20 protein-coding genes are annotated in these 18,935 nt (G+C 31.9%); 10 read left to right on the plus strand and 10 right to left on the minus strand.

Translation table 11 applies throughout. The features are described 5' to 3' along the window. The 6 genes from D1816_RS23285 to rsfS all read right to left on the minus strand — a co-directional run bounded on the left by D1816_RS23285 (position 1) and on the right by rsfS (position 4,912). The gene (locus D1816_RS23285; RefSeq protein WP_066314126.1) at positions 1 to 267 is read right to left on the minus strand and encodes an acyl-CoA-binding protein; all 267 of its coding nucleotides are present in this window, start codon (positions 265 to 267) and stop codon (positions 1 to 3) included. A gap of 108 nt (positions 268 to 375) precedes the next feature. Further along, positions 376 to 1,023 carry a phosphatidylserine decarboxylase family protein gene (locus D1816_RS23290; RefSeq protein WP_118505905.1) on the minus strand — a complete coding sequence of 216 codons (648 nt, stop codon included), beginning with the start codon at positions 1,021 to 1,023 and terminating at the stop codon, positions 376 to 378. Then, complete coding sequence (locus tag D1816_RS23295; protein WP_118505906.1) at positions 1,013 to 1,816, minus strand: phosphatidate cytidylyltransferase; 804 nt, start codon at positions 1,814 to 1,816, stop codon at positions 1,013 to 1,015. The genes D1816_RS23290 and D1816_RS23295 overlap by 11 nt, the downstream gene beginning before the upstream one ends. A 1-nt stretch (position 1,817) precedes the next feature. After that, entirely contained in the window at positions 1,818 to 2,429 is a 612-nt protein-coding gene (locus D1816_RS23300; protein WP_066314120.1) for an LUD domain-containing protein, read from the minus strand. Between the two features lie 145 nt (positions 2,430 to 2,574). Next, positions 2,575 to 4,527, minus strand: coding sequence for an ATP-dependent zinc metalloprotease FtsH (gene ftsH, locus D1816_RS23305; protein WP_066314119.1), 1,953 nt, complete (start codon positions 4,525 to 4,527; stop codon positions 2,575 to 2,577). A 13-nt stretch (positions 4,528 to 4,540) separates the two neighbouring features. Next, positions 4,541 to 4,912 carry a ribosome silencing factor gene (gene rsfS, locus D1816_RS23310; RefSeq protein ID WP_066314118.1) on the minus strand — a complete coding sequence of 124 codons (372 nt, stop codon included), beginning with the start codon at positions 4,910 to 4,912 and terminating at the stop codon, positions 4,541 to 4,543. Between the two features lie 89 nt (positions 4,913 to 5,001). On the opposite strand from rsfS, the gene D1816_RS23315 reads away from it, so the two are divergent. Then, entirely contained in the window at positions 5,002 to 5,733 is a 732-nt protein-coding gene (locus D1816_RS23315) for a biotin--[acetyl-CoA-carboxylase] ligase (RefSeq protein ID WP_118505907.1), read from the plus strand. Between the two features lies 1 nt (position 5,734). Here the strand turns inward: D1816_RS23315 and D1816_RS23320 are convergent, their stop codons facing one another. Further along, positions 5,735 to 6,127 (minus strand): orotate phosphoribosyltransferase, encoded by a 393-nt coding sequence (locus D1816_RS23320; RefSeq protein ID WP_066314115.1) that lies wholly within the window; start codon positions 6,125 to 6,127, stop codon positions 5,735 to 5,737. 15 nt (positions 6,128 to 6,142) lie between these two features. Continuing rightward, on the minus strand, positions 6,143 to 6,784 hold the full coding sequence (pyrE, locus tag D1816_RS23325) for an orotate phosphoribosyltransferase (protein ID WP_118505908.1): 642 nt from the start codon (positions 6,782 to 6,784) through the stop codon (positions 6,143 to 6,145). 8 nt (positions 6,785 to 6,792) lie between these two features. Here pyrE and D1816_RS23330 point away from each other — a divergent pair, with 8 nt between their 5' ends. The 3 genes from D1816_RS23330 to D1816_RS23340 are packed head-to-tail and all read left to right on the plus strand — an operon-like array spanning position 6,793 to position 8,996. After that, entirely contained in the window at positions 6,793 to 7,401 is a 609-nt protein-coding gene (locus D1816_RS23330) for an NUDIX hydrolase (RefSeq protein WP_118505909.1), read from the plus strand. A gap of 3 nt (positions 7,402 to 7,404) precedes the next feature. Continuing rightward, a complete protein-coding gene (locus tag D1816_RS23335) occupies positions 7,405 to 8,322 on the plus strand; it encodes a hypothetical protein (protein ID WP_118505910.1) in 918 nt (305 codons plus the stop codon). After that, positions 8,319 to 8,996, plus strand: coding sequence for an ATP-binding cassette domain-containing protein (locus tag D1816_RS23340; protein ID WP_118505911.1), 678 nt, complete (start codon positions 8,319 to 8,321; stop codon positions 8,994 to 8,996). The genes D1816_RS23335 and D1816_RS23340 overlap by 4 nt, the downstream gene beginning before the upstream one ends. Positions 8,997 to 9,001: 5 nt before the next feature. On the opposite strand, the gene D1816_RS23345 is transcribed toward D1816_RS23340, so the two are convergent. Then, positions 9,002 to 10,750, minus strand: a complete 1,749-nt coding sequence (locus D1816_RS23345; protein ID WP_118505912.1) for a M14 family metallopeptidase — start codon at positions 10,748 to 10,750, stop codon at positions 9,002 to 9,004. A 151-nt stretch (positions 10,751 to 10,901) separates the two neighbouring features. Here D1816_RS23345 and D1816_RS23350 point away from each other — a divergent pair, with 151 nt between their 5' ends. From D1816_RS23350 to D1816_RS23365, 4 genes are read left to right on the plus strand one after another with little or no spacing between them, the layout of a single operon-like run. Beyond that, the gene (locus tag D1816_RS23350) at positions 10,902 to 12,500 is read left to right on the plus strand and encodes a SulP family inorganic anion transporter (RefSeq protein WP_118505913.1); all 1,599 of its coding nucleotides are present in this window, start codon (positions 10,902 to 10,904) and stop codon (positions 12,498 to 12,500) included. Between the two features lie 41 nt (positions 12,501 to 12,541). Beyond that, a complete protein-coding gene (locus D1816_RS23355) occupies positions 12,542 to 13,282 on the plus strand; it encodes a prolipoprotein diacylglyceryl transferase family protein (RefSeq protein WP_118505914.1) in 741 nt (246 codons plus the stop codon). Next, a complete protein-coding gene (locus D1816_RS23360) occupies positions 13,272 to 14,666 on the plus strand; it encodes a radical SAM protein (protein WP_066314102.1) in 1,395 nt (464 codons plus the stop codon). The genes D1816_RS23355 and D1816_RS23360 overlap by 11 nt, the downstream gene beginning before the upstream one ends. Then, positions 14,663 to 14,878, plus strand: a complete 216-nt coding sequence (locus D1816_RS23365; protein ID WP_066314100.1) for a hypothetical protein — start codon at positions 14,663 to 14,665, stop codon at positions 14,876 to 14,878. The genes D1816_RS23360 and D1816_RS23365 overlap by 4 nt, the downstream gene beginning before the upstream one ends. Here the strand turns inward: D1816_RS23365 and D1816_RS23370 are convergent, their stop codons facing one another. After that, complete coding sequence (locus D1816_RS23370) at positions 14,879 to 15,700, minus strand: class I SAM-dependent methyltransferase (protein WP_066314097.1); 822 nt, start codon at positions 15,698 to 15,700, stop codon at positions 14,879 to 14,881. A 393-nt stretch (positions 15,701 to 16,093) separates the two neighbouring features. Between D1816_RS23370 and D1816_RS23375 the strand changes: the two genes are divergently transcribed. After that, positions 16,094 to 17,320, plus strand: a complete 1,227-nt coding sequence (locus D1816_RS23375; RefSeq protein ID WP_118505915.1) for a hypothetical protein — start codon at positions 16,094 to 16,096, stop codon at positions 17,318 to 17,320. Next, the gene (locus D1816_RS23380) at positions 17,311 to 18,801 is read left to right on the plus strand and encodes a T9SS type A sorting domain-containing protein (protein ID WP_118505916.1); all 1,491 of its coding nucleotides are present in this window, start codon (positions 17,311 to 17,313) and stop codon (positions 18,799 to 18,801) included. Before D1816_RS23375 ends, D1816_RS23380 begins: the two co-directional genes overlap by 10 nt. Positions 18,802 to 18,935 lie beyond the last annotated feature (134 nt).

Consider the following 18,935-nt stretch of genomic DNA (forward strand, 5'->3'; position numbering starts at 1 on the left):
TTAATCAGGGATGTATTTATCTACCAATTCTATGTACTTTATCATCGCTTCTTTTGGAGAAATGTTTTGCGCCTGAAAAAAAGCATTGAGCTTAAAGGCATTTCGTAACTCGCTGTTACCAGAAGGAGTGTAGTAGCCTTGAGTATGGGTGGCTCTTTTGTAATATGCATAAAAATACAGCATAATATCAGGAGGCAATACTGTTGTTGTATTACATGCACGTTTATATGCATTATCAAAAGCAATATTTAATTCTTCCTCGGTCATGTTAGTTCAACTTCTTTTTAAGGAAAATATTGAGAAGGATAAACTCAATTAAAAAGGTTAACTTCTATCGTGATCATATTTTTTAAGTAAGGTGTTTTTTTACAATTTTTATAAAGTTGCAATAACACTTTCTCCTCCTCTAACTTTTTGATTCAAAGTAATATTAACTTTCGTTCCAATTGGTAGGTATACATCTACTCTAGAGCCAAACTTAATGAAACCACTATCAGATCCCTGTACAACTTGTTCTCCTTCTGTTGCATAGTTTACTATTCTTTTTGCCAAAGCTCCAGCAATTTGTCGATATAATACTTCAATATTATCATTTTTTACAACAACAGTAGTTCTTTCATTTTCTTCAGAAGCTTTAGGATGCCATGCAACCAAATATTTTCCAGGATGATACTTACTAAAAACTACTTTACCTTTAATAGGATGTCTTGTAACATGGACATTGATAGGAGACATAAAAATAGAAACTTGTAGTCTTTTATCCTTAAAATGTTCTTTTTCATGGACTTCTTCGATAACGACAACTTTACCGTCAACAGGTGCAACAACAGTGTTTTCATCTATCGTGGTTTGTCTTTTCGGGTTCCTGAAAAACTGTAATATCAAAACTAAAAAAGCTAATGTTAATACGAGTATTGCTATTTGCCATTCTTCTGATTGTATTGCGACATAGGATGCTACATTGATCCCTATGAATAATACAATTGCAACTGATATTATTTTAAATCCTTCTTTATGAAACATATCTTAAAATTTGTAAAAATGCGTATAAAAATGGGCTGGCAAATATAACACTGTCCAAACGGTCATAAATACCGCCATGCCCCGGCATTATGGTACCACTATCCTTAACTCCAGCTTGTCTTTTAAATTTAGATTGTATTAAGTCTCCTAGAGTACCAAAAATACTCATAATTATACTTATAATCAACCATATAGTGATAGATAAAGTGTTAGAGAAAAAAGCAATTAAATACCCTGCAATTATCGAAAAAATAAAACCTCCTATAAACCCTTCGATAGTTTTTTTAGGAGATATACGTTCAAGCAATTTATGTTTCCCAAAGTTTTTACCCACCAGATACGCAAAAGTATCATTGACCCAAGTAATTAGAAATGCTCCTGCAATAATTTGAGGTTGGTATTCTCCAGAATATTTTGGGATAAGGGTTAAAAAAACCAAAGCCGTTATCAAATAAAAAATACTTGTCCCATATTTTCGTTTTTCGAACATAGGAATTATTCGAATAGTTACTAAATCTTTAACAAGAAACAGTTCGGTAATAACTGTAAGGGCCAAAACAGGAATAATTAGATATATATGTTCTTGAAAAACATTAAGTACAACTAGGATAATAACAAAGATGAAATATAATCTTTTGTTATTAAGGTGAATTAATTTTTGAAATTCATAGACAGAGATAATACCAAAAACTAGAAATACGGCAATAAAAGTATATTCATTAATAAATATAGATATTAATAATATTGAGACGTATAAAAATCCCGATAAAGCTCTTGTAAGTAATTCCTTCATATTATAAATCTTCCAGAAGCAGCAAATATAGATTTTTTGAACTATTTCCATAGCTTAAGAAATCCTTTTCTTTTTGTGGCTCGAAGTCTTTTATTGTTGTGATATTTGAAGGAATGGAATTCTTGTTTTTGTTTTTTATGCCTTTTAATCCTTCTCCTATGTTTTTAACCATTTGACTAGTAGAGGCTAATATGATAAAATTATCGGGTAATTCTGTAAGTTTTTTTTCTCTTAGTTGATTTGAAGACACTAATATGGCTCCGCTATCTGCAATTAGATATTCACAAGTGGCAAAAAAGAAGGACGCCGAAGTATTTTTTACATAATTTAAGTTGAAACCAGTAAATTTATGTTCTAGTCCCATTTCAAATGTGCAAACATCCTTTTCATACCAATCATTTTCTAAAAGAATCTTATCAAAAGAGTCTAAAACTTCATCATCTTTATCGCAATACAAAAATTTACCTCCGTTTCTTTTAAAGTTCATCATGAAACTTTCATCAATCGGGAGATCGATTTCAGGCATATACTTGCTGCGATCCTCAATGTGGCGCTCTTTACTCTTTTGGTCTGATTTAGATTTCGAAAAAAAGATTTTTCTAAATAGACTCATTTTTAAATTGTGATTGGGAAATTACTTTTTTTACAATACTTTCAAAGATAAAAAAAATCTTAACCTAAATATTCGTTAGGTTAAGATTTTTCAATTTACAAGTAAAAACTTTTAATTTTAACTTGGTTTTATAGTCAAACAAGCATTAAGAAGGTTCTACAACGATCTCTTCTTCTTTTTGTCCAAAGGGTCTTTCTCCAAAAATTTTCTCTAAATTATCTTTGAAAATAACCTCTTTTTCTAATAATACTTCTGCTAGTTCTGTAAGTTTATCTTTATGTTTTTCTAATAATTCAATAGCACGTTGATATTGTTCCTCAATGATATTCGAAATTTCTTTATCAATAAGTTCGCTAGTTTGCTCACTATATGGTTTTGTGAAATTGTATTCACTTTGTCCCGAAGAATCATAATAAGTAAGATTACCTACTTTCTCGTTTAACCCGTAAACGGTTACCATTGCTCTTGCTTGTTTAGTAACTTTTTCTAGGTCACTTAATGCTCCAGTCGAAATTTCATTAAAGATTACTTTCTCTGCAGCTCTTCCTCCAAGTGCAGCGCACATCTCGTCGAGCATTTGATTTGGTCGTACAATAAGTCTTTCTTCAGGAAGGTACCAGGCAGCACCTAGCGATTGCCCTCTAGGAACAATTGTAACTTTTACCAAAGGAGCGGCATGTTCTAACATCCAGCTTACTGTGGCGTGACCTGCTTCATGAAAAGCGATTGCTCGTTTTTCTGAAGGGGTAATAATTTTGTTCTTTTTCTCAAGACCACCAACGATTCTATCTACAGCATCAAGAAAATCTTGCTTACCAACAGCCTTTTTACCATTACGAGCAGCTATAAGTGCAGCTTCATTACAGACATTGGCAATATCTGCTCCAGAGAAACCTGGAGTTTGTTTTGCCATAAATTCTGTATCTAATTCGTTTTCAACTTTCTTTAAAGGTTTTAAATGAACATCAAAGATTTCTTTACGTTCTCGAATATCTGGTAAATCAACATAGATTTGACGATCAAAACGACCAGCACGTAATAATGCTTTATCCAGCACATCAGCTCGGTTTGTGGCAGCGATAACAATTACATTGGTATTGGTTCCGAAACCATCCATTTCTGTTAGTAATTGGTTTAATGTATTTTCTCTTTCATCGTTAGAACCAGAAAAATTACTTTTCCCTCTTGCTCTACCAACAGCATCAATTTCATCAATAAAAATAATTGCAGGAGATTTTTCTTTAGCTTGTTTAAATAAATCTCTAACTCTAGAGGCACCAACACCAACAAACATCTCTACAAAGTCAGAACCGGATAAAGAAAAGAAAGGTACTTTAGCTTCTCCAGCAACAGCTTTAGCTAATAAAGTTTTACCTGTACCTGGAGGTCCTACTAGCAATGCTCCTTTTGGTATCTTACCTCCTAATGATGTATACTTTTCAGGATTTTTCAAAAAGTCTACGATTTCTTGAACTTCTTCTTTGGCTCCTTCAAGACCTGCAACGTTTTCAAAAGAAACTTTTACTTCTGTGTTTTGATCAAAAAGTTTGGCCTTTGACTTACCTATATTAAAGATTTGTCCACCAGCTCCACCACCAGAACCGCCGCTCATTCGTCGCATAATAAATATCCAAATACCAATAATTAAAGCAAATGGTAATAGAGTAACTAGAATTTCACCCCATACATTACTTTCAGTTTCATAACTTATAGGTGTAGTGAGGTTGTTCTCATTCTTTATTTGTGCAATTTTATTTTCAAAATTTTGCAAATCCCCAAATTCAAACTGATAATCTGGATCATTAGGACTGGCGGGTAAAATAGAATTGCTTTTATTTTTCTTGTGCTTGTCTAGCGATTTAGCTTCTGGAGTCAAGAATACTTTTACTTTTCTGTGATTAATAACCACAACTTTTGCTACTTCTCCGTTTTTTAAATATTCTTGAAACTCATTGGGAGCTGTTTTTGGAGCGGATCCTATACCACTACCTCCCATAAAATTTAATACTACAAAACCAATAATAATAACTGCATAAATCCAATATGCGCTAAACTTTGGTTTTTTGTTAGGTTCTGTTTTTTTATCTTCTTTAGCCATTTACGCTTTGCTTTTAATAATTTGTTTCAATAATTGTAGTTTTCGCATCTCCCCATAATCCTTCTATATCATAGAATTCTCGGATGTGTTTTTGGAAAACATGCACTACAACATTTACATAATCAATTAATACCCATTCTGCATTTTCACTACCTTCAACATGCCAAGGCTTGTCTTTCAGTTTTTTACTTACGGTTTTTTGAATGGAATTTACAATTGCATTTACTTGAGTGTTAGAAGTACCATTGCAGATAACAAAGTAATTGCATACTGTATTTTCGATTTCTCTTAAATCCAAAATGTTAATATCATTACCCTTTACTTCTTCAATACCTTTTATAATTTCAGTGATTAATTGATCGGTATCAATTTCTTTTTTAGTCATGCATTTTTTTAATTTGTGTAAAGTTATTACTTTTTATCATTTTACTGTGCGTATTATACGGACATTTATGAAACTTTTACACCTTTTGTATGGATATAATCAAAGTTGATGCCATTGACTCAACAAATACTTTTCTTAGAGACCTTAATCGTAAAAAACAATTTACAAACCCAATTTGTGTCTGGGCCAAAGAACAAATCGCTGGTAAAGGACAGATGGGTACTGTATGGCAAAGTAACCCAGGAGAAAACCTTACGTGTAGTGTGTTTATGCAGGTTAACAGTATAAAGCTGACGGATCAGTTTTATATTTCAATGGCAAGTTCTTTAGCAGTTTGCGATGCTTTAAGTGATTTCATGGTAACAAAATTATCTATAAAATGGCCTAACGACATTCTGTCAGATAAACAAAAAATATGTGGTATTTTAATAGAAAATGTTGTTAAAAATGGCAGTTTAACGGGGGTGATTATCGGTATAGGAATCAATATCAATCAAACTTCGTTTATAAACTTACCCCAAGCGGGTTCATTAAAAGAGATTTTAGGAACACATTTTAATGTAGAAGAGGTTTTACAAGTTTTATTGAAAAAGTTGGTTTATAGATTTTCGAAACTAAGCGTTTCGAATTTTAAAAACTTAAAAGAAGAATATGAAACTGTACTTTTTAGAAAAAATAAACCCTCTACATTTTTAGATATAAAGGGTAATTCTTTTGTTGGTATAATTCAATCAGTAACAAACCAAGGTAAATTACAAGTACTTCTTGAAGATGAAATTGTTAGTGCATTTGATCTTAAAGAAATTTCATTACTGTATTAAATTATAGTTTTCCAATATTCTCACTTAGTGTATTTATGAAATTCTGGATTGGTGTTTTGATCATCATTGCCATCATGGCATTAAATTGCCCGTCAAAAGTCAACTTAGTAGTGCTTTTTCCATCTTCTGTATTCACAATATCTGCAGTTAAAGTAAACGGTAATTTATCACTGGCAGCTCCTAAAACTACTTGGCTAGACGGAGTGTTTTCTTTTTGATCTAATACAAGTTCTGGCATTCCTTTTAATTGAAAAAGAAATCTTGAATCCGTTATTTTTTCAAATTTTTGTTTGCTTTCAGGCATAAGCTGCTCAAAGTTTTCAACTTTAGTCAAAAATTCAAATACTTCTTCTGCAGTTTTATTTACAGTTACCGTAGGGCTTTCTAAATTCATAATAGTATTTAATTGTTATATGTTCCACTCTGCAGGATTAGTTCTCCAATCTTGTAGTGTTTTATGTTGTTCTTTTGTGATATAGGCTGTATCTAAAACCTGTTCTAAGAGGTTTTCATAATTACTTAAGGTGTGTAGTGCTAAAGCTTCTTGTTCAAAATTTTCAACAGCTATATCAAAGCCATAATTGAAAATAGCAACCATTCCTTTTACATCTGCCTTATCTTCTCTTAATGCTTTTACTGCATTAAGGCTACTTTTTCCAGTACTGATAAGGTCTTCTACAACCACAACGCTTTTATTACTAGGAACAATACCTTCAATTTGATTTTTTCTACCATGCTTTTTAGCTTCTGGTCGAACATAAATAAATGGAAGATTTAAAACTTCGGCAACCAATAAACCAATGCCAATAGCTCCTGTAGCAACGCCAGCAATAACATCAGGTTTGCCATAGGTTTGCTCAATAAATGTAGCAAGATTTTTAGCGAGTGTTTTTCTTATTTCTGGATAGGATAACGTAATTCGATTATCACAATAGATAGGAGATTTCCATCCAGATGCCCAAGTAAAAGGTTCTTGCGGTTGTAATTTAATTGCATTAATTTGCAACAATAACTCAGCAGTTTTTTTTGCTGTATTTTTATCAAAAATCATAGTTGCAAATGTATAAAGTTTTTGTGAATAATACGCCTATTATTCTTTCTACAAAAAAGGTAATTGATGGATATCAAACGATTCCTATTAAAAAGGTTGTGTTTCCTGAAATTATTAGAGATGTTTTAGGAAAAGAAGCTGCTAATGAAGAAGCCAAATACCATTTTTATCATAAAAATGAGAATAAACTAATTGATCATCTATATGCTAAGTTGCCAGTAGTTGTAGCAGGAGGAGGAAAGGCATATAATACCAAAGACGAAATTCTTTTTATTTACCGAAACGGAAAATGGGACTTGCCAAAAGGCAAGATTGAAAAAAATGAACATATTGAAACTGCTGCAATACGAGAGGTAGAAGAAGAGACAGGAGTAACTGGACTAGAAATCACTAAGTTTTTATATAAAACATTTCATGTTTTTAAAAGAAATGGAGAGTTTAGGTTAAAAGTAACTTATTGGTTCGAGATGAAAACAGAGTATGATGGAGTATTGTTACCGCAAAAAGAAGAAGGTATTACTAAAGTAAAATGGAAGAATAAGAAAAAAGCTAAAAAAGCTTTAACAAATTCCTATGCAAATATCAAAAAACTCTTTTCACATGATTATTTATCTTAATTGATGAAGTTGTATTATACATTACTTTTTAGACGTATAAATCGTCATCTTAAAGAGCTAGGAATAGAACCAATAATCGCATATGTAGCTATTCCTTGTTTTATGTATTGGGGATCATCAAGTTTTTTTGAAAAAGTAATGTATGCAAACTACCTGTATCCATCATTGGTTGTTTTTTTTGTAGCCACTATTAGTTTTTCAAAACATGATGATTTTTTAAAGCAGCAATTTTCTAACCTTATATATAGAGGCATTAACGTTCTTAATAATGTGTTTTTAGTTCTGCCTTTTTTATTTTTTTTAGTGTATAAACAACTTTATGCAGAATCTATACTGGTTTTACTTTTAGTGGTAATATTATCTTTCTTAAAGAAGCTGGGCAAGGTCAATTTCGTACTACCGACCCCTTTTTATAGATGGCCACATGAGTTTATAGTGGGTTTTAGAAAAACATTTTGGGTATTTTTATTGTCTTATGGTGTTTCTGTTATTTCTATACTCGTAGATAATTTTAATTTAGGAGTTTTCGGAATTGTGTCTATTTTTTTTATTTGCTCATTGTATTATTCAAATTTAGAACCTCAGTTTTACATTTGGGTACATGCTATGACACCAGAAGAATTTTTAAAAAACAAAATAACAATAGCTATTCGATATAGTATTTTATTAACCATCCCGATAGTATCAATTTTGGCAATCTTTTATTTTGATCAAATATACATCGCTTTAATGTTTGAAGTTTTGGGTGTTCTATACGTTGTTATGTATATACTAATGAAATATGCTTTTAATAGTTTAGGAAATGCAATGTTTCAAGGTATAATAGGAGTCCTGTGTCTTTTTTTTCCTCCTGCAATGTTTTTATTGATTCCTTATTTTTATTATAAAGCAAAAAGCAACTTAACCACCTTATTAAAATGATAGAAATAGACTCATTATATAAATCATACGATAATAAAGAAGTGTTGCAAAACATAAACCTATCTTTTAAACCAGGTGAGATTCATGGAGTTGTTGGTGAAAACGGAGCTGGGAAAACAACTTTGTTTCGTTGTATTTCGGGTATGAATAGTTTTAAAGGGAAAATTAATTATAATAAAGGAGTAATAAAGAATGTGATAGGTTTTTTGCCAACTAACCCTTATTTTCTTTCAAAAATTACCGGAAAAGAATATTTGCAGCTAGTATGTAATGCCAGAAAAATCAAATTAACCGATAGTAAAGAAAAAAATATTTTTGACCTACCGCTGAATAAGTATGCTGAAACATACTCTACAGGAATGAAAAAAAAGCTAGCGCTTACAGGAATTTTATTACAGAACAATGCTATTTTTATTTTAGATGAACCTTTTAATGGTGTTGATGTTCATAGCAATATTGTAATTAACCAAGTGCTTTTAAAATTAAAGGAACTCAATAAAATAGTAATTCTTTCTTCTCATATTTTTTCGACGCTTCATGAAACCTGTGATTATTTACATTATTTAAAAGAAGGTCGTATCAAAAAAAGTGTAGATAAAACAGATTTTGATAGTGTAGAACAAGAAATGAAAGCTTCTGGTATTGAGGCCAGAATTGATAGGTTAAACCTATAATATCTTTATTTAGGAATTCTATAAACAGGATATCTAAGATGCGCTTTTTCGTAGTGTTCGGATTGTTTGTGTAGCCAATCTAATTGTGCATACCAATTATTAGCAAAAGCAGTATCTTTTTTCTTTTCCTGAAATTTAATTCTTAATTCATTGTTTTGCGATAGTAATTCGTTTGCTTTATCTTCCCATACATAAGGTGAAAACCCTTCTTTTTGCTGTAAGATAGTGTCAAAGAAATTCCAATTAAAAAACGAATCAGGAGCTTGTGGTTCTAAGGTTTCTATGAGATACCTAAATCCTTTTTGGTGCGTTAGGATGACCATATCTCCTTTGGTGAATGTAATCTCTTCTTTACTGGTTTTAACCTGGGTGTTATAGTGAAGGTAATGTCCTTCATAAGGTGTGTTTCTGCTGTTATAATCTTTTATATGGTACGTTTCAACGGTAATTGTAGAATCTTGCTCTAAAACTTTAAATTCTATATTATTTCTTTTTAAAAGTTCTTTAATTGTCCACCATCCTTGCGGTATAATATACGCTTTTGGTACTTTTATGTTAACTGCACTTTTAAAATAATTTTGATACTTTACTTTTTTAGTAAAAGGTTTTTTCTGGTCGTATTTCAAACGTTTAGCTCCTGTGATTTTACTTTCTATAAAGTTTCCTTCATATCCTTTAAAATCAAAAGTTGTAATTTTAGTAGTGTCTACTTTCCATTGTACAGTGTAATTTTCTTGTGTAACTACATCAGAAAAAGCCTTTTCTCTTAGTTTAGTAATTTTAGTTCCATCTTTTTCGATGATCTCAATCATAGATTTCATGAGTTCATAAGTACCTTCGACTCTTTTTTTGTAGGGTTTAAGCATATGTGTTTCGACCATCATGCCCAAAGTGTTCCATAATGTTGTGTACCCTGTAGAATACCTTGGTGAGTCCATGAATTGTGTCCAACCTTTTTCTGGAGTTGTTCCCCAGACGTTTACATATGGTGTGATATCCCATTTTTTTTTGACTAGAGCGGCTTCGAGTTGCGGATGCATTTCTTGATGTAAATAATTTCCTAATGCTCCTCCTAATTTATTGTGTTGTGTAAAAAGATGTGTGAGCGTGTATTGATAATCGGCACCATTACTCACATGATTATCGATAAAAACATCGGGTTGAACTAAATGAAATAGTTTGGCGAAGGTTTGAGCATTCTTAGTGTCGTTTTTTATAAAATCACGATTAAGATCATAATTTCTGGCATTTCCTCTAAAACCATATGCTATTGGACCATTCTGATTGGTTCGAGTACCAGAATTTCGATTTAATGCTCCTCCTATATTATAAATTGGGATAGTAACTAAAGTTGTGTTTTTCGGAGCTTTTATTTTTTTTTGTGCAATATCCCTAAATAGTAACATAGTTGCATCAATACCATCACTTTCTCCCGGGTGAATGCCATTATTAATTAATAAAATTCTATTATTTGAGCGAATTTTATCAAAATTAAATTCGCCATTCGGGTCTAGTGTTACTATATGTAGTGGATTTCCACTATCTGTTGCTCCAATTTCTCTAATATTAATTTCAGGAAAAGTATTTGCTAAATTTTGATAATATGCAATAACTTCTGTGTAGGAAGGAGTTTGAGTTCCTTGACTTTTTTCAAAGGTAGTTGTGAAATCAATTGTAGAGGTAGTTTTCTTTTCAGGATTAGAACAAGAAAATATAAAAAGTAGAAAACTTAGAGTTGGTATTAGTTTTTGCATGATAGACTTGTATATGGGCTAAATATACTAAGATTTAAGATTTTCAAATCTTCTAAAACGTTTTAGTTTAAGTTGTAAATTAGATAGAAGTTCATTTTACTTGCCTTACTATAAAATAAACGTATTTTTGCACCCTCAAAATACAACAACTATGACTGAGTTTGTAAGAAAAAGAGTGGCGAATGCTAAAAATGATATTTTATCAGGATTAACAGTAGCATTAGCTTTAGTACCCGAAGCAGTTGCTTTCGCCTTTGTAGCGGGAGTAGATCCATTGGTAGGCTTATATGCAGCTTTTATGATTGGATTGATTACTTCTATTTTTGGAGGTCGACCAGGGATGATCTCTGGAGCTACAGGAGCGTTAGCAGTAGTTATGGTAAGTTTAGTGGCAGAAGGAAATGCCATGGGAGCTCCTGGTGAACAACTCGGGTTATATTATCTTTTTGCAACAGTAATCCTAATGGGGGGCATACAAATGCTAGCTGGTGTTTTAAAGCTTGGTAAATTTGTGCGTTTAATACCACACCCTGTAATGATGGGTTTTGTAAACGGTTTGGCAATAGTAATTTTTCTTTCCCAGTTAGGAATGTTCAAAGAGTTCGTGGATGGTGAAAAGACTTGGATGCAAGGTGGGGATTTGATATTAATGATAGGCCTTGTATTACTAACTATGGCCATTATGTGGGGATTACCTAAAATAAAAGCAACCTCAAAATTACCGGAAGCATTAATTGGTATTGCAGTAGTTTCTGCAATTGTAATTTTTGGAAAACTAGATGTGGCTACAGTAGGTAGTTTTATTAAAGATGGTGGGGGAGAAGGCTTAAAAGGTGGACTGCCACAATTTCAATTTGATATTTTTAGTAAAGTACCTATGAATTTTGAAACATTTAAATTTATAGGTCCATACGCATTAATTTTAGCGGCTATTGGATTGATAGAGTCCTTAATGACTTTAAATCTTATTGATGAATTAACCGAAACTAGAGGAAATTCAAACAGAGAATGTTTAGCACAAGGAGGAGCAAACATTGTGACAGGACTTTTTGGTGGTATGGGTGGTTGCGCTATGATTGGGCAATCGATTATTAATATAAAAGGAGGGGGACGTACAAGACTATCAGGTATTGTAGCCGCTGTTACTTTGTTATTGTTTATTTTGTTTGCATCTGGTTTAATAGAGCAAGTTCCTATAGCAGCGCTAGTAGGAGTAATGTTTATGGTTGTGATCGGTACGTTTGCATGGTCTAGTTTTAGAATACTTAATAAAATACCACTTACTGATGCTATTGTATTAATAGCTGTGTCTTCATTAACTGTATTTTTTGATTTAGCTGTTGCAGTAATTGCAGGAGTAATTATGTCTGCATTGGCTTTTGCTTGGGAGAATGCTAAGAAAATTAGAGCAAGAAAACATATAAAAGAAGATGGTACCAAAGTGTATGAAATTTGGGGCCCTCTTTTCTTTGGAAGTATACAGGCGTTTAATAGTAAATTTGATATCGCAAATGATCCCGAGAACGTAGAAATAGATTTTATAGAATCTCGCGTAAGTGATCACTCTGCATTAGAGGCTGTCTTTAATCTTGTTGGTAAATATGAAGAGGCAGGCAAAACAGTTAGAATAAAACACCTTAGCGAAGAATGCCAAGTATTAATGATTAAAGCTTCTCCAAGACTAGCAAATGTTATTGAACATGATGTAGATGACCCTAGATATCACGTGATGGCTAAAGCCATGAAATAAATAAAGCTTATATTTCGATTTTAAAATAGAAATAATTATAAATGGATATTCCTTTTGAACCTGTAGTATTTGGTCTTAAAGTGAATATCCATTTGATTTTAGAATACGCTGCATTTTTTATTGGGTTTCGATATTACGTATATCTCAAAAAACGAATTCAAGACCCGATACCTTCTACAAATCGACTTTCTATTATTATTGGTGCTGTCTTTGGTGCTTTTTTAGGGTCTCGTATTTTAGGTTTTTTAGAAAACCCAATAGTAGATTTCACGCCAGAATATTTAATCTATTTGCTTAGTGTTAAAACCATAATGGGTGGGCTTTTTGGAGGATTGCTTGGTGTAGAACTAGCTAAGAAAATTATTAAAGAAAATAAATCTTCAGGGGATTTGTTTACCTATCCAATAATTTTAGGAATTATTATTGGTAGAATAGGATGTTTTTTGGCTGGTATTAACGAGTTTACTTATGGAAAAGAAACAACCTCTTTTTTAGGAATGGACTTAGGTGATGGTGTGTTTAGATACCCAATTGCCTTGTTTGAAATCGTTTTTCTGATAGTGCTTTGGTGGTGTTTGAGATATTTTCAGAGAAATTATAAATATAAAAACGGACTGCTATTTCAGTATTTTATGATCTCTTACTTTTTATTTCGATTTTGTATAGAATTTCTAAAACCCAATGTTTTTTTGATTTTCGGATTAAGTAGTATTCAGTATTTGTGTATCTTATGCTGGATTTACTATCATAGAACTATTCGAAAACTATTTTATGCCTACTAGAAAGTATACGTATTACGATTATACCTTAAGTTTATGTCCAACTTGTCTTAAGAGAATAGATGCCAAAATTGTCTTTGAAGAAGACAAAGTTTATATGCTAAAACGATGTCCCGAGCATGGACGATCTAAGGTGTTAATAGCAGATGATATAGAATATTATAAGAACATTAGAAACTATAATAAACCTTCAGAATTCCCTTATAAATTTAATACAACTACAGATTATGGTTGCCCTTATGATTGTGGATTATGTCCTGATCATGAGCAACATTCTTGTTTGTCGATAATAGAAGTAACGGATCGTTGCAATCTAACATGCCCTACTTGTTATGCTTCTTCATCACCTCATTATGGTAGACATCGTTCTTTAGATGAAATTAAAAAGATGTTAGATACCATTGTTGAAAATGAAAAAGAACCAGATGTTGTGCAGATAAGTGGGGGAGAACCCACAATTCATCCTCAGTTTTTTGAAATTTTGGATTATGCAAAACAATTACCAATTAGACATTTAATGGTGAATACTAATGGTGTTCGTATCGCCAAGGATATAAAGTTCACAGAACAATTGGCTAGTTATATGCCGGACTTTGAAATTTATCTTCAGTTTGATTCTTTGCAAGCGGACGTCCTAGAGAAATTAAGAGGAGAAGATCTCACCAAAGTTAGAAAGCAGGCGATAACCCATTTAAATCAGTTTAATCTTTCAACCACCTTAGTAGTTACATTACAAAAAGGGTTAAATGATAATGAAATGGGAGAAGTTATATCTTTTGCTACAAAACAAAAATGTGTTCGTGGGGTGACATTTCAGCCTACACAAATTGCTGGGCGATTAGAGGATTTTGACACGCAAACCGATAGAATTACATTAACCGAAGTAAGAAGAAAGATTCTAGAGCAATTTCCTGTATTTGAGTCTGATGATTTGATACCTGTGCCTTGTAATCCAGACGCATTGGTCATGGGGTATGCATTAAAAAACGAAGATGGAATTTTACCACTTACACGATATATCAATCCTGCAGATTTATTAGATAATGGTAAAAATACTATTGTCTATGAGCAAGATTCAGAATTACATGGTAAAGTATTAGAGTTGTTTAGCACAGGTAACTCTGTTGAAACTGCTTCAGAAAATTTACAATCTATCATGTGTTGTTTGCCAGAAATTGATGCGCCAGACTTAGGGTATGATAATCTTTTTAGAATCATAATTATGCAGTTTATAGATGCGTATAACTTTGATGTAAGAGCAATTAAAAAATCTTGTGTACATATCGTAAATAAGGACTATAAAATCATTCCGTTTGAGACAATGAATTTGTTTTATCGTGATGATAAGCAAGAGTATTTAGAACAATTAAGAAAAGAAACAGTATGATAACAAATTCAATTTTATTAGAAGGTGGAAATTATGCAGGAATCGTTTATCTAATTTTATTAATTCTTCTTGGGCCACCAGTACTTCTAGCTATTATTGGTTTGATTTTGTTTAAAACCACTAGTCGCAAAGCAGGAAAAGTATTCTTTATACTTGCTGGTATATATCTTGTAGTTGGACTCGGAATTTGTGGGGCTATGCTCTCAGCTTGATTAATGCCTTTCTAAAATATACATTGTTTCATTCAATATTTCCTTTTTACTATTGATATTAGTGTCTGTAGTATAGATTTTCGATAATTCGAACTCATCAGTATGTTCCTTTAAGGTATATCCTTCTATTTTAGAAAAATAAGAGTGGGGAATGGTTTGATGAGAAAAAGAATCATTAGTATCATTATGACTGTCAAAATAATGTAAAAGGCGCTTGTATACTTCAGTTTGTTCAACATCCGGAAGATAAGTAACACATCCAACCATATCACCTGGGTTCTGCAGTTCTTTAAAAACAGTAAACAATTTATTTGTAGTTTTTCGATCCAAAAAAAAGAAAACACCTTCAATTAATATGAATATTGGTTTTTTTTTGATCATTGGAGACAATATTGCTATTATTTGTTGTATACTATTTTGATTAAAATCAATGGCAGTGTATTGGATATCCCTTTGGGGTAATTTGTGTTCTTTTGTCCAGTGATCTATTTTGTCTTTTTTATAATCAATGATATCTTTTTTATCTATTTCTATAGTAGCGATTGATGAGTCAAAAGAGAATTGATACATACTAAAACCAGAACCAAAATTAATGAGTGTTCCGCCATTGTTGGCTTTAAAAAAACCTCTTATTTCTTCATAAAAAAAGCGATTTCTAAGACTATGTAAAATAGCTTCATGTTTTGATACAGTAGTAAGAATTTCTGGTATTAAAGCATCAGTATCTGGATTGTTCCATAATTTGGCATAAATGTCTTTGCTTATATCCTCATGATATGATCTGTAAGTTGATACTATAAAAGCAGTTTCGTGAATTTGCATATTACCCTAGAATTATTGTTATAGTAATGATTGATTAATAAAAGCAGTGTTTATTTAGTTAATTTTTATTAATAGTGTTAATATATTTATTATTTTTAAATGTTTATTTTACATTTAAAAAGAAATTTATACTAAAGAATGCTTCATCGTTCGTTTTTTCTTCTTTAATGTAAACGTTTTGTTTTCGAATTTCATGATGCATGTTTTTTGGCTACCTCTTTTAAAACAAAACAAGTTAAATAACTAGATATAGCTAAGTTATAATATCTAATTAAGAATAAGACATTTTACTTAAACAGAAATAGGTGATTAGTTCACTTTTCTAAAGTAGAATTATATATATCATAATATTTATTAACCAGTAGCGAATATTAACACACAAAACACAAAAAAATGAAAACCTTACACTTTATTTTAGGGGTAATGATGCTTTTGTCATTGCCAAGCGTAACTGCGCAAACAAAAGTAGATATAGATATGTCTACAGAACGATATTTAGGGACAGTATCAGATTTGGATAGGACTAAATATTTTACCATTCATAGTAATTCAAACGATGCAGACCATCAAAAGCTTTATAAGGATTTTAATGTCACGCGTGGTAGAGGCTTTTGGGGAGCTTTTTCCTATGCAAAAAACAAAACGGGTGTAGTAGGAGAATACCCAGAATATATAGCTTCAGATAATACTAGTGAACGAAATGTTTCGCGCTTTGTCGCCACAGAACATCCAAGAAATGTAGTTAGATATGATTTAGATAAAGAAAAAGGAGCTGCTTGGGCGGCCGAATATTATAAAAATCATGTAAATGATTCTGGTAGACCAGAGTTTTTTGAGCCTATGAATGAACCTTTTGTACATTCTGGAGATGCAGTATTTTCAGAACAACAGCCCGATGCTCAAAAAATGCGTATTCGAATGGCAGAATGGTTTGGTGCAATAGGTAAAAAGTTTGATGAAACTCCCGAATTATCAAAAATGAAAGTAATAGGGTATTCTAGTGCTTGGCCCTCTATGGAACTGTGGGATTTTGGACATTGGGATTCACGTATGAAAATGTTTATGGATGTAGCAGGAGATCATATTGATGCATTTGCCACACATCTGTATGATGGTGTTAATGTAACAGGACAGGATAATAAACGATCAGGGAGTAATTCTGAAGCTATTTTGGATCTGATAGAAACATACAGTTATGCAAAATGGGGAGTCATTAAACCTCATGCGATCACAGAATATGGTGGTATCGAAAGAGGATATCCAGCTGGGTATAGTGATATTAAAAGTGCTATATCTTTAAAATCAATTAATGCTCTTTTATTTAACCTATTAGAAAGAGAGAATAGAATGGCAATCTCTATTCCATTTATTACAGGTAAAGCAACTTGGTATATTAATGCTTCTAATAATTATCAAACGTATATACCAGCACTATGGAGACCTTTATCGATTACACCAACGGATAACCCAAATAGACCAATTTTAGAAGACTGGAGTTATACAGCTAAAATAGATTTCTATAAACTATGGTCTGATGTAAAAGGGAAAAGAATTCTTGTTAATAGTAGCAATCCAGATGTTCAAATTCAAGGATTTGCAACAGATAAAAAGTGTATGTAGCATTAAATAATTTAGATGATAAAGAACAAGTTGTAGAACTTAATATGGTTTCTGGTTTGTCTGGTTTACAAAAAATTAGAAGTAAGAGTTTACGGATATATGAAAACTCTAATCCCGAATATACAGATTCCGAAATAGAAAAAGCACCTAATACGATAACTTTAATTCCAAATGAAACCGTTGTTTTAGAGTATACATTTAATACGGACTTAGCTTTTGCAAATACAATTCGAAGTAAAAACTATTATACTACAAAACACCTTCAAAAAATAGAAGCTAACACGGATATTGTTTTTAATTTTAATAATGTCCAAGTAGGAAGTGGGTTTGCTAAGTTAAAAATGGCAATCGGAAGAAAGCATAATGTTTCTAAATCTCCAAAACTAAAAATAAACGGAGTAGAAGTTCATGTACCAACAAATTGGAAAGGATATGATCAAAGAAATAGAGGTGACTTTTTTGGAACCATCGATATACCTTTTCCGATAGAGTTGTTAAAAGTAGACAATACTATAACTGTAAACTTCCCTGATAGTGGGGGTAGAGTAAGTTCAATGATTTTAGAAGTTGAAAAGTATGATAAAGCTGTGATTGGAAAGAAAGACACAATTCTTTTTCCTGAAGTTATTACAAGTCTTCCCATAGCTGATTCTTATAGTATAAATGTTAATTATGAAGCAACAACAAACCGTGAGATTATTGCTGAGTTTTGGTTAGCAAAAAGTAAGCTCGCAAGCAGTAAACGATTAGTGGTACCTGCAGGATCAGGTACTAGATCAATAAGTTTAAAATTACCTGCTATGGCAGAACCAGGAGACCAATACTCTTTTAAGACATATATCAGGCCTATCGGAGAAAACGAAGGAAAATATCTGGATACTGCACAAATAGATAATATTGTTATCTCAGAAATTATAGAGTATGATGATCTTGTATCATTTAAAGATGCGCCTACTACGATTCCTTCAACAACATCCTATTCTTTTAATTTAGATTATGAAGCTTCAACTGATAGAGAAATTGTTGTAGAATTCTGGTCAGCTACCAACTGGATGGGGCAACAAAAAGAAATTGTGCCAACAGGGCGAGGTGTTAAATCGATAACAGTAAACTTATCTTCTGCTCCGTCACCTGGTGAGGGTTATGTTTATAAAACCCATATACGACCATTGGGTACAAATTGGCAACAAGCAATTGATACAGATCAGGTTAATAATGTTACCATAATTGGTGGAGGAGAGAAAGAAGATATGTTGTTTAATATCAATAATCTAAGAATATCTTCAAATCCCGTTAAGGAAAAGTTTACAATTCATAATTTAACAAACCCAGTATTGATACAGGTGTCGAATTTAAAAGGGCAAAAGGTACTGTCAAAAGTTATCGGTAAATATAATAGTATAGACGTGTCTAGTTATAAACGAGGTATTTACTTTATATCAATTAATAATTCTCCTTTTACTAAATTTTTAAAACAATAAGAGTAACATGAAAAAGGCCGCTTAGACTATCAAAGCGGCTTTTTTTTATTTGTTTTGATAGAGTTCTTTCTTTTACAAGAAAGACTTTGTCTTTTTTGTTAATTAAGTATTTGTTAATCAAAGTTTTAGTTATT

The organism is Aquimarina sp. AD10 (assembly GCF_003443715.1).
Lineage (GTDB): Bacteria > Bacteroidota > Bacteroidia > Flavobacteriales > Flavobacteriaceae > Aquimarina > Aquimarina aggregata.